General features: G+C 58.1%; 6 protein-coding genes. 3 read left to right on the forward strand and 3 right to left on the reverse strand.

Going from position 1 to position 12,568, the window contains the following annotated elements:
• Positions 1-91 precede the first annotated feature (91 nt).
• The 3 genes from B5M42_RS11305 to B5M42_RS11315 form a co-directional block, all read right to left on the reverse strand.
• Positions 92-892 (reverse strand): hypothetical protein, encoded by an 801-nt coding sequence (locus tag B5M42_RS11305; protein ID WP_134755353.1) that lies wholly within the window; start codon positions 890-892, stop codon positions 92-94.
• 175 nt (positions 893-1,067) lie between these two features.
• Complete coding sequence (locus B5M42_RS11310; RefSeq protein WP_134755351.1) at positions 1,068-2,102, reverse strand: PCRF domain-containing protein; 1,035 nt, start codon at positions 2,100-2,102, stop codon at positions 1,068-1,070.
• A 243-nt stretch (positions 2,103-2,345) separates the two neighbouring features.
• Positions 2,346-3,413 (reverse strand): FUSC family protein, encoded by a 1,068-nt coding sequence (locus B5M42_RS11315; protein ID WP_134755349.1) that lies wholly within the window; start codon positions 3,411-3,413, stop codon positions 2,346-2,348.
• Positions 3,414-3,781: 368 nt separating this feature from the next.
• Here B5M42_RS11315 and B5M42_RS11320 point away from each other — a divergent pair, with 368 nt between their 5' ends.
• The 3 genes from B5M42_RS11320 to B5M42_RS11330 all read left to right on the forward strand — a co-directional run bounded on the left by B5M42_RS11320 (position 3,782) and on the right by B5M42_RS11330 (position 12,424).
• Positions 3,782-6,859 (forward strand): histidine kinase, encoded by a 3,078-nt coding sequence (locus tag B5M42_RS11320; RefSeq protein WP_134755347.1) that lies wholly within the window; start codon positions 3,782-3,784, stop codon positions 6,857-6,859.
• Complete coding sequence (locus B5M42_RS11325; RefSeq protein ID WP_134755345.1) at positions 6,840-8,012, forward strand: response regulator; 1,173 nt, start codon at positions 6,840-6,842, stop codon at positions 8,010-8,012. Before B5M42_RS11320 ends, B5M42_RS11325 begins: the two co-directional genes overlap by 20 nt.
• A gap of 536 nt (positions 8,013-8,548) precedes the next feature.
• On the forward strand, positions 8,549-12,424 hold the full coding sequence (locus B5M42_RS11330) for a hemoblobin-interacting domain-containing protein (RefSeq protein ID WP_167690138.1): 3,876 nt from the start codon (positions 8,549-8,551) through the stop codon (positions 12,422-12,424).
• Positions 12,425-12,568 lie beyond the last annotated feature (144 nt).

The following is a 12,568-nucleotide window of genomic DNA, read 5'->3' on the forward strand; positions in this document are numbered from 1 at the left end:
CGACACCGATGCCCGTTTGCCGGCCTGCCCTGCTGCTTGTATTGTACACCCCCGCGCTGAACCGATTCTGAGCATTTGGGGAAATCATTTTTTATAAATAGACCTCCAGTCGATCTCCAAGGATCTCTTGCAAACGCGGCAGAACCGTCTGACGAAAATGCGCCTCCTGCTCCTTGCTTATGTGAATATAAAGCACCATGCCGTCATGCTCGTCATGCTCCAGACCATGCTCTTCGGTGTACCACAGCATGTAGCTGTACGCTTCAATGTCCTTGTCCGGAGAAACGATGACACCATCGAACCACCACCCTGTCCGCTCAAGCGCTTCCCGGATATCGGCTATCGTATTAACGCGATACCACAGTATATTTTTCAGATGGTGCGGCTTTTCATCAGGCCACAGCCAGACAGAGTTACAAGTGCGCAATCGGCTTTTTACAAAGGACTGCGTCGCTTCGTCCAAGTCCTCCAAGGTATACGTCATCAACGATTGATGCACCACCGTGCCCATTTCCAGCAGCAATTGCTCGTCCAGTTCCGCGAAATCCGCTCGTCTGAATAGAGCCAGCAGCCTGTCCATCAGGCTCTGGTGCATCCGCGGTTCACTGCCTGGCGCATGGTGCCGCAGCAGAATTTCCTTAACCTTTTGACTAATGATCTGGTCCGGATCAAGCACGATATCGGCATGAAAACTTTTCGCATCTCCCAGTAATACGTCAGCCTCGCAAATTTCCAGCGCCCGGTCCCAGTTCGCATAGGAGAAAAGCACATCCTCTCCGGCATCGGGAAATGCCCGCACAATCTCAGCCATCTTCTCAAAGACGCTCGGGCCAAAACCCAGCTCATAGCCCATTTCCAATCGGCAGGGCCGTTGATTCAGACACAGCTTCACAGCTTGCTCCCTCCTTCTCCCGGTCTGTTTGTCCGCCGTGCAGCGGATAAGCGGCATCGCCTCCTCTACCCTTTCCATTGCGCCACCCCGATTCCCTCTAAAAAGGAACAGACGCCAAGCGCACAAAAAACCCGACCTAAGGTCGGGCCGGGCATTACGGCAGCATCGCCGATATTCAACTCACCTTCGCCTGCAAGCTTTCCAGCAAGCTTTCCATAATCGTCCGCTCCTCTTGAGCCAGCTCCCGCAGCTTGTCCATCGCCTGCTCCAGCATTTTGCGATTATTGGAAATGCGGCATTTCAAGACGAGATTGCGCAGCGACTCGTAGCCCCGGGACAGCTTGACGTAGCTTTGCGCATACCGCTGCAGCGATTGGGGGAACATGCCTTCCATATATTCCAGCCGTTCCACCATCAACCGCTTATGCTCCATTAAAATATGAATCGGCACGACATTCACGTAAATATTACCGGCAGCCATCTGCGCCAATGCCGACAGGCAAGCGTCATATACATCGAACCCGTAGACCAGCTTATTGCTCTCGTGGGCACGGATATCAAAAACGTTATTTCCCTCCTTGCGCGAATACAAAAAGTTTTCCAGCTGATGCACAATGACGGACACGTCAAACGCAATGTCGGTATCGCGATTGTCGCTGATCCGGTACATATAGAAGCAATCCTCGTAACGCGGATACTGATAATTATTATCATAATAGGCTTTCTCCAGCTCATCGATCGCCATCGTCCGTTCGTTGAACTCGCCGTTATCCGCATACCCCAGAAAATACACCTCGCGGGTATCGTGATTGTAGCCGTGCAGCAAAATCATATGGTTGAAATTAATGTTGCGATTCCTCGCAATCGTGTGCGGCACATACACTTCATTAATATACGTATAGACATAATAGCCTTTGGCCAACGAATCGACGACGAGCTTTTTGAAGTCCATCCCGTTATCTTGAATGAAACTGCGATTGATGACCTGATATTCGAAAAAGGGCGCCAGCATCGACCAGTTATAGCCGAATTGATCCGGCATATAAAACGTCACCGGGTAAGCGGTTTCACCATTAGAGACAAGCTGGATAAAATTCATATGCCGCCAAGGGGTCGCTTTGGGACAAGTATCCAGCACGGCCATTTGAAACGCATGATGCAAGTAGCCTCTTACGCTCGGATTCGCGGAAACGGGTAACTTGATTTCCAAACAAATCTCTCCTTTTATACGATTTCGTTAATGCGGTTATGGAAATACAGACATTTTCTACAAAATCATAGCATAGAAAGCAATTGCAATTTTTGCGCAAAATTGACCGTTTCTTTCGCATTTTTGACATTTCGCGTGGATGCCCCGCTGCGACCAATCCCGCTCAAGCCCCTGACGGCAAAAAGACCGCGCGCTTTCGACAAGCGGCGGCCTTCCTGATGTGCAGCGTCGGCTGCGCGCTGCTTAATGCTTCAACCGGATGCTGCGCAGCAGCGCATCCAGCGGCTCCTTGACCTCGTCGCCACGGTGTACGTGCTCGACCAGCTTGCCCAATCTTTCGATTTGATGCCCGTAATCGTACATCGCCGCTGCGACCACCGACAGTCGCAGCAGGCCGGCAGGCTCGTCCTTGTAACGCTCGAACAGCTCGGTCAGGAACCGCTCGTTCTCCGCCTCCATCTCCAACTCGTCGATGCTGTCGGCTTTGAGCTTATCGTCGAAGCGCAGCAGCACATGCTCATGAAATTTGATCAGCTTCTCCATATGTCCGTCGAACCGCTCGTCCGTCCCCGCAGGGCGCGGCGATGGAAAATAATGCTCTTCAACCGCTTCCAGCACCTCCAGCCCCTTGTTCATGACCAGCAGCTTCTGCTTGTACACCACCAGCTCGCGCACCTTGCCGAAGCGGGCGCCCTTGAGCTTCTGCACCTCTTCCTCCATCAGCCGGTATTTATCGGTCAGCCCGTGCAGCGCGGCTTGCAGCCCTGTCTTTTCCTCGCGGAACACACTCTCCTTCATCTCGTTGGAAATAGCCGTGCGCAGCAGCAGCGACAACGTGCCGAAAGCGGCATGAATTTGCGCAGAGAACTGCGCCTTGGGCTTCGGCGGGAAAAACAGCAGATTGACCGCAAACGCGCAGCCGATCCCGATCAGACTGAGCAAAAAGCGGTTCAGCGCAAACTGCCACTGGCCGGACGCCTCCATAACGGCGACGACGGTCACGAGCGTCAAGCCAATCGTCTCCTCCATCCGCATCCGCAAGCAGAGCAGAATGACCAGAATGCACACAATACCAATGGCAATCACATTGTTGGAAAAAAACATCCCGGCCAGCATCGCCAGCGCTGCTCCGAGCACATTCGTCTGGAGCTGATCCAGAAAATAACGCCAGGAGCGATAGATCGAGGGCTGCATGGCAAAAATGGCGGCCACGGCCGCAATCACCGGCGGGGTAAACGCCAGCCAAGCGCTCAAATATAAGGATAAAGCGACGGCAATGCCCGTTTTCCAGATGCGCGCGCCAAAAACCATGAGCCTGCCTCCTTATCTCCGCTTAACGGATCGTTCTTATGTCCTATCTTACACAGCCTGCGGGCGGGATGCAAAGCATGGGCAGCTACACAGGTTTGACAGCCGCCGTACGGCCGGCACCGCGCTCCGGGTACGCTCCGGCAGGAAGCGAATGCCAGGCCTTTGAAGAACATTTTGGAAACCGTTATAATGCTAATCATACATGAGAGCCTACGCGCGCAGCCTGGGGCTCGGTTCGGCGCTTGCCGGCGGGCTGCCGGCGCATACTAGAGCGCCTTTGCACGTTGCGTGGGACCGTTGTCCGCGCCGGGAACGCCGGTCGCTGCGCCTACATCCCACATGCCCCCTGAAAGGAGCTGCCGCCGGACATGAATACTTATTGGCTCCGACTGCTTGCGAGCTTCATTCTGATTACGCTGCTGCCGGTCGGCTGGGTGGTTGCGCAGCTGCGTGACTCGGGCAACGACATTCCGTTCGCAGCGGCTGACGGAGTGATGGATTTGCGCGCAAGCTGGAGCGAAAGCGGCAAGGTGAAGCTGAACGGTATGTGGCTGCTTTATCCGGGCCAGCTGCTGACCGGCGCAGAAGCCGCTTCGCCAGCGGAACAGCCCGTCCCCGCGCGCGTACCCGGCGTCTGGAACGGGCTGCCGGCGATGAGCAAGGGACTGGGCACCGCAACCTACCGGCTGCGCCTGCTGCTGCCCGAGCATGCCGCAGGCATGTACGGCATTCGCGCCACCAGCATCCGGACATCGGCGCGTATTTACGTCAACGGCGAGGAAATCGGCGGCAGCGGCTTTCCCGGGCTGAACCGCCTCTCGACGACGCCGTCGAATGTGCCGTTCGCCGCCTATTTCCGTCTGGACCGGCCCGTGGCCGACATTACGGTGCAGGTAGCCAATTACAGCTATGCTTCGGGCGGGATTATTTACCCGATCTGGTTCGGCACGCAAGAAGCGATCATCCGCAGCCGGGAAATCAACCTGTTCGCCTATTGGCTGACAGCGTGCGGCTTTCTGATCCCGGCATTGTTCCTGCTGCTGTTCTTCCGGCTGCGCCGACGCGAGGCGCCGCTGCTGCAGCTTGGCGGTTTTTGCGTATGCAGCCTGCTGTACGTGCTGACGCATGGGGAGAAAGCGGCGCTGGCGCTGCTGCCGACGCTCGACTACGACGTGGTGCTGCGCATTCAGCTGATTATCTCGGGCTACATTTATTATTTTTTGGCCCGCTATGTAGTTCAGCTGTTTCCGGAATTCGGCGTTCGGACGATCGACCGGCTGCTGCTGGCGATTGCCAGCGGGCTGACGCTGACCGGACTGGCATTGCCGCCCTATCTGTTCTCGCGCGGAGAAACACTGTTGCTCGCTTGCGCGCTGGGCTCGATCGCTTACCTGCTTTATGTGCTGCTGCGGGCCGTGCTGGCCCGCCGTGCGCAGACGCTCGCGCTCACCGTCAGCATCCAGAGCGTGCTGTTCATGCTCGCTGTCTATTTGCTGCAGGGCTTCGGCAAGCTGGAGGATCAGACGTTGCTCCCGTATGCGATTATCATTTTCAGCGGCTCGCAGGCTTATTTGATCGTCTCGCGCTTCAGTGTGCTGCTCGCTCACGCGCAACGGCTCTCGGAACGGCTGCTGCGGCTGGATGAGCTGAAGGACGAATTTATGCTCAGCACGTCCTATGAGATTCGGGAGCCGCTGCGGGGGATTGCCAATCTGGCCGCTTTGCAGGAGCGCCCGGAGGAGGAAAACGGCCGGATACGGCTGACCATGATTAACGGCATCGCCCGGCGGCTGGCGTATCTGGTCGATGACCTGATCGATTTCAGCTTGCTGAAAAACGGAGAGACGGCCTATCGGCGACGCGCTGTCCATCTGCAGCCCATTCTCCGCAGCGTCATCGACCTGTATCCGTTGCAGGAATCGGCCGCCTGGAGCCGGGACACGTTGCCCGACGGATTGCCGCCGATTCTGGCCGACGAACGGCGCATCGGGCAAATCATCCACAATCTGGTCGCCTACGCGAGCCGCCATGCGCGCGGAGCGAACGTCCGCTTCGACGCCTATGCCGATAACGGCCGGGTGACGCTGGAGATGACGGCTCCGGGCCTGCATCGGGCACTGCAAGCCGAGCGGGAGCCGGCGGAGTTTTATCCGACCGACGTCACGGCTTCCGAATCGGCGGAGCGGCTGCGGCTGACGGTCACCCGGCAGCTGATCGAGCTCGGCGACGGCGTCTGGAGCGCCGAAGAAGCCGCGGACGGACCGTCGGTGCTGCGCATCGCCTGGCCGGCGGCCGAGCTCGACGCCAGCGGCGAGCCGGTCGCGCCAAGCAGCCGTCCGCAGCCGGTTCGGTCGGGCAGCGCCGAGCACAACGCGCGGACGGAATGGGGGCGGCTGACAAGCGAAGCCAGCGGCCCCACAAGCGCGGCAAGCGCCGAACGGTCCGAACGTGGGTCGCTGCTGATCGTCGACAACGATGCGCTGGACGCGTGGGTGATGGGCCACTTGCTTGCTGACGCCGGCATCTCCATCCGCTTTGCCGCCAGCGGCGCAGAAGCGCTGGCGCTGCTTGCCGGCGCCAGCGCCTTCGATCTGGCGATCGTCGATCTGATCATGCCGGATATGTCCGGCCTGGAGCTCGTTCGACGCATCCGCGAGCACACAATGCCGGCCGAGCTGCCGATCCTGCTACTGTGCGAAGGACGGCGGCCGGAAGAAGCGCTGGCCGGCTTCGAAGCGGGAGCAAACGACATGCTGATCAAGCCGTATGATGCCGCCGAGCTCAAGGCCCGCGTAGCGACGCTGCTGCAACTGCGAAGCTCGATCAAAAATCTCGTGCGCACCGAGACGGCCTTCCTGCAAGCACAGATCAAACCGCATTTTCTATTTAATGCGATCAATACGATCATGACGGTATGCCGTCTGGACCCCGCACGGGCCGAGGAGCTTCTGCTGGAGCTCAGCCGCTATTTGCGCGGCAGCTTCGACTTCGCCAATCTGGCGCAGCGCGTGCCGCTGAGCAGCGAGCTGGAGCTGGTCCGCTCGTATTTGGCGATTGAAGCGGCCCGCTTCGGCGACCGGCTGCGCGCCGAATTCGACATCGCCGGCGAGGAGCGGATTCTCGTGCCTCCGCTGTCGATCCAGCCGCTTGTCGAAAACGCCGTCCGACACGGCATTTTACGCAAGCCCGAAGGCGGCACCGTCCGCATCCGCGTCAAGCCGTCGGCTGCGGGCTGGCAAGTCGCCGTGGAAGACGACGGCGTCGGCATGCCCGGCGGGCAGCCGCCCAAGCCCGGCGGCGCAGGCGGCGTCGGCTTGACCAATATCAGCCGCCGGCTGCGGCTGCTCTACGGCGAAGCCTTGCACATCGACAGCCATCCGGGCAGCGGTACCCGGGTGAGCTTTATCATACCGGAGGCGATCCAGCATGAAAGCGATATTGATTGACGACGAGCGCCCGGCGCTCCTGCAGCTGGAATGGCTGCTGGCCAAAGAACCGGACATCGAAGTGACCGGCTCGTATCAACACGCCGCAGACGGGCTGAAGCATCTGGCCCGGGAGCGGGTCGAGCTGGTATTTCTCGATATGGAGATGCCCGGTATGAACGGTCTGGAGGCCGCTGAGGCAATCGCCGCTCTGGACGAAGAAATCCGCGTGATCTTCGTGACGGCGTACTCCTCCTATGCGCTGGAGGCGTTTAAGGTCAACGCGCTTGATTACGTGCTCAAGCCGATTGATCCGCAGCGCTTCGCCAAAACGCTGGAGCGTGTCCGCAAGTCGCACGCGCGCGCAGTACCGCCTCCGCACGACGCCACGGCTTCTACAGCCGCTGCGACCGCTGCCGAAGCCGCGGCACAAGTAGCGGCCAAGCCCGAACTGGAGATGCTCGGCCAATTGCGCATTTCAGCGGCAAACGGCCAGTCAGCCGGCAAATGGCGCACGCTGAAGTCGAAGGAGCTGTTCGCTTACCTGCTGCACAATCGCGGCTTGTGGCTGGCCAAGGACGCGCTGCTGGAGGAAATCTGGCCGGCGTTCGAGCAGGACAAGGCGCTTGTCCATCTGCATACGGCCGTATATCAGGTTCGGCGCATGCTGCGTGACACCGGCCTCGGCGCAACGCTTGAGTACTCACTGGAAAGCTACCGGCTGCAAGGCGACGAGCTGTCCATCGACGCCGATCGGTTCCAGCAAGCAGCCGCAGCCGCAGCGGAAGGCAAGCAAAGCGATGCCGAGGCGGCGAAGGCGTGGGCGCTGTACAACGGGCATTATCTCGACAAGGAAGATTATGCCTGGGCCAAGCCCCGCCGCGAAACGCTGCTGCAAAGCTATATTGCCCTGACGCTGCAGCTGGTCGCGAGCGAACGGGCGAACGGCGCGCCGGAAGCGGCGCTGCGGCGGATCCGCCGGGCCTGCGAGCTGCACCCGTATTCGGAGCGCCTGACGCGCGAGCTGCTCGCCTGTCTCGCCACAGCCGGCGATATGGAAGCGTTGCGGCGCAGCTACGCCGCTTTTTGCAAGCTGATCGCCGATGAGCTGGGCAGCGAGCCATCAGCCGATTTTCAATTTTACAGCTGCCAACTGCTGGAGCGCATTGAGTAGCCGCCCGCGCGCAGGGCCGATTGGCCCTGCGCTTTGCCTCTGCGTTCTGCCACTGCGCTTGGCCCCGCGCTTTGCCTCTGCGTTCTGCCCCTGCACTTGGCCCGCACTTTGTCCCTGCGCTTTGCCTCTACGTTATGCCCCCGCACTTTACCCCTGCGCTTTGCCTCTGCGTTCTGCCCCTGCACTTGGCCCGCACTTTACCCCTGCGCTTGGCCCCCGCACTTTGCCCCTGCGCCCTCCCCCTGCACCGGCGTGATCAACACGATGTCTGCGAGCGGCCCGGATCGGCTGCGCAGCTCTTTTTGCCTACAAGGTAATTTTCCCCATCCCTCCAGCTCTCCGCGCCTGTTTGCCCGCGCGCACCCATTGCCGGTAACGGCTTTGCCTATTCTCCTGCAAATAACGATCATGAAATTTCCCGAAAAAGTCGCTTCTCCCCCGATTTTCCGCCGTTTTGCTCAGAATCCGTTCAACGCCTCCTGCTATAGTTACCTTGTAAGCCATTGACATTGTTCGACAGGGGGATGGAAGGTTTTATGAAGATCAATCAAACAGTAAGCAGGGTCCTGCATGTCATGCTCGCTATTGCACTCGTGCTGCCCGGCCTGATCTGGATGCAGGGAACAGCGCGCGCATCCGGCACAACTTGGCGTGATATTACGTCAAATGCCGACGCCAATCCCAGAAGCTTGGCTCAAGCCAACGGCAAGCTGTATCTGCTTTACAGCACCGGCAAAAAAATTCTGCAAAGAGGTCCAAGCGACAGCAATTGGTCCAAGCTGGCCGATCTTCCGGCCAATCAGTTCACGGCACCGATCGAGCTGGAGTTTCATGGCAACGATATGTACATTATCGACCAAGGCGATGTAAATGCGCATCCGCTGATCCCCTCCAAGCTGATGAAAAGCAGCGACAACGGCCAAACGTGGACCGCGGTAACGGAGCCTGCAGGCGGTTTTAACACGATCAACGGCACGTCGCTCCATACGCTTTTTTTCGACAACAACGACAATTTGTACGTTGCGGACTACATGAACATATACAAGCTGGATACAAACGGAAATTGGAGCAAAATCGACCCGTATCCCGAGGATTCAAATTATACTTACCGCTTCGCGAACGCATCGACCGACGGAACCGGCAAGCTCTACAGCGTGATAACCAAAATTTATAAAATGATGCCGACGTCCGGCCAAACAGCCGCCATCTACAGCTACGACGGCACGTCCTGGACGCTGGTCAATGCGCCCCTTCCGGGCAGCAACATGATTCTGAGCCACGATGCCAGCGGCAATCTGTATGTCCGCCAGGGCCCCTATAACTTTTTCCTGACGCCCCATAAGAATATTTACTCCTTTAACGGAGCTGCAATAGATTTGGAAGCCTACACTGACACCTTCTGGTGGACAAGCGCCGGCATGGTGTTCGACGGCAGCTACTACTATATTGCCGATACCAATACGGACGGCAAAATTCAAACGACGAATCCGACGTTCGGCGACGTCAAGCCTTCACCCACGCTAACTGCTGATACAACCGATAACGATACGGCCCACGCGCTGGAGCTGACATTTACGGACGACGCCGACTGGCGTGCCGCCGTTACCGACGTTTCGATCAAGCGAAACGGCACGGTCACCAGCTCCGTCTATGCGATGCAAGCCGGCGTATTGACGTTGACCGGCATTACAGTTCCCGGCGATTACTACGTCCAGATCAAAGCGAGCGGATATGCAGACGCAACCGTCAACCAGCACGTAGACCTGACGCCATCCGTATGGTATGACATCACCTCCGACCTCGGCTTGCAGGCCCCGATTCTGACCGTGAACGATGCGGTTTACGCCATGCAGGCGGCTGGCACAGGTTTCAGCTACCGCTTCCCTGCGGATATCGGTTGGAGCACGCAGGAGTGGCCGCAGGGACGGTTTGTTTTCCCGTATTCGTTCATAACCCGTGGCAGCAACTGGTACGTCACTGATTTTAACGGCGTACGAAGAATCAATATCAGCAATGATCGCGGAGCAACCTGGACCTCTTACGACATGCCGCAAAATCTCTCCACAACGGGAATTTTGACAGCTTCTACAGTCAGCCCGACGGGAGCGATCTATCTGTTTGACGGCAAGAACGTAACCAAGCTTAGCGAAAATCACAACTGGTCGCAAATTCCGGTCTTCCCGGATGACAACGGCTACAAATTTAATTACACGGGCATTGCCGTGGACAGCTCCGGCCAACTGTTTGCCAACATCGGCAAATCCAATCCGTTGCTGCCGCTAAATAACTCCGCCAAGCTGTACAAATACGATGAAATCAACGAACAGTGGGTATTCGTAGCCGACAGCCCGAATGCCATGATGCAGCTTTACAGCGATGCGGACGGCGGTATGCACGCCGCGCCGATGATGGCAGCTTTCGGCGAAACGCCGCCTCTTTTTGCCTACAAAATTGATGAAACCGGCTTTACGCAAACAGCGACCTTGGACAATCTGGAACAGGTCCGCTACGGCCTGGCCTATGAAGACGGGTACTACTATACGGTCGACGCGAACTTCACCACCATCCGGACAACCAATCCGAACTTCTCGACCGGACTCGACGCTCCAGCCCTGACTGCAGACACGTCGGACAATGACGATCTGCATCCGCTGGCGCTGACGTTCACCGACGATGTCGCCTGGCGCTCCCAGATCACAGCCGTAACGATCAAAAAAGACGGCTCCGTCATATCGGCGAACTATCAAATGACGCCAGGCGCGCTGCAAATTTTGCAGCCACTGCCGGCGGGCACCTATACGATTGAAATCACATCCACCGGCTACAAAAAAGTGTCCGTGCAGCAAACCGTGCTTATTACTTCGCCTGCACTGATTGCGGACCGATCGCAAAACGATACGAAGCATAATCTCGACATGACGTTTACCGACAATACCGCTTGGCGCGCTGCCGTAACGGCTGTGGAATACAATGGAACGGTCGCAGACAGCAGCATGTACGAGCTGACAGCGGGCAAGCTGACTTTCTTCGCCGGCAAGCTGCCGGTCGGCACGCACCAAATTGTGGTGAAAGCCACAGGTTATCCTGACGCTACGGTTACACAGGCCGTAATCCGGCCAAGCACATCGTCACCGGCTGCGACCAGCAACAACCAGGAGATCATCAAGATCGACGTGCGCGGCGGCTCCAAAAGCGGCAACCTGGTGTCGCAAGCCGAAATTATCCGCACCACCGATGATAAAGGCAAGAAAAACGATCAAGTCAGCCTGACCTCCGAGCTCGCGGCCAAGGCGGTCGCTGCGATGGGCTCGACAGGCTCCGGACAAGCCGTGATCGTCGTCCCTGACGACAAGGACGAAGTCGCCTCCACGCAAGTAGCGCTGCCTCATGACGCGCTGCAAAAGCTAAGCGACGCCGGTATCGGCTTGACGATTGAAACACGCGGTGCGAAGATCGAAATTCCGGTAACTTCGCTAATGGCAGCAAGCGACGATCTGATCTTCCACCTCGTTCCGCTCAAGGAATCCTCGGAGCAGCAGGAGGTTGCCGAACGGGCCAAAGCCAACAGCAATTCTTCGCTGAAGCCAGCGACCGTCATCGGCAGACCGATGGCAATTGAAACGAATCTGCAATCGCATCCGGTTACGTTGACACTGCCGCTCGGTACTTATCCGGCTGAACGCATCGCCGGCCTGCACATCTATATTGAGCACAGCGACGGGACGAAAGAATGGCTTCAGGGCGAAGCAGCCACTGATGACAACGGCGCTTCCGCCATCCGGTTTACAGTGAGCAAATTCAGTACGTTCACCGTGATCGAATCCGAGGATGCCGCTGTGCAGCAGCAAGCTTATATTGTCGGCTACGAGGATGGTTCTTTCCGTCCGGAGCAAGCCGTTACCCGCGGGCAGCTCGCAGCCATGCTGTCCAGATTGTACGGAAGCACAGCAGTTGATACGTCCGGCGTGCCGGCCTATACCGATCAGACCAGTTTCCCTGCATGGGCTTCGGACGCGATCCGCCAAGTGACCGCACTCGGCTTGATGGACGGCTACGAAGACGGCGCCTTCAAGCCCGAACGCGCCGTGACGCGGGCCGAAGCGGCGACCATTGCCGTTCGGGCCGCCAAGCTGAATGCAGCCACGCAACAGGCGACAGGCTTCAGCGATACGGCCGGCCACTGGGCCGCAGCGCAAATCGACGTTGCCGCAGCCGCAGGGCTTGTAGACGGCTACAGCGACGGACGCTTCCAGCCTGACCGCACGCTGAATCGCGCCGAAGCGGTCACCCTGCTCAACCGGGTAACCGGGCGCGCTGCGTTGAACGATCAGCTGCCGCGTTGGTCGGACGTGCCGACCGCGCACTGGGCGTTTGGCGCCATCCAGGCAGCCAGCTTGAACGGGGAACAGTAATCGCTTTTTGCAAGCAATGATGTATGAAAATGGCCTTGGCCGGGATATCCCGGTCAGGGCTTTTTCGTCTTGATATTTCTCTCTTCGCGCCCATCTTTTTCCTGATATAATGAAAAGCAAAGCAGCTCTTGCGCTTTCGTTATC

The sequence above is a fragment of the Paenibacillus athensensis genome (genome assembly GCF_004514475.2).
GTDB classification, from domain to species: domain Bacteria; phylum Bacillota; class Bacilli; order Paenibacillales; family NBRC-103111; genus Paenibacillus_AL; species Paenibacillus_AL athensensis.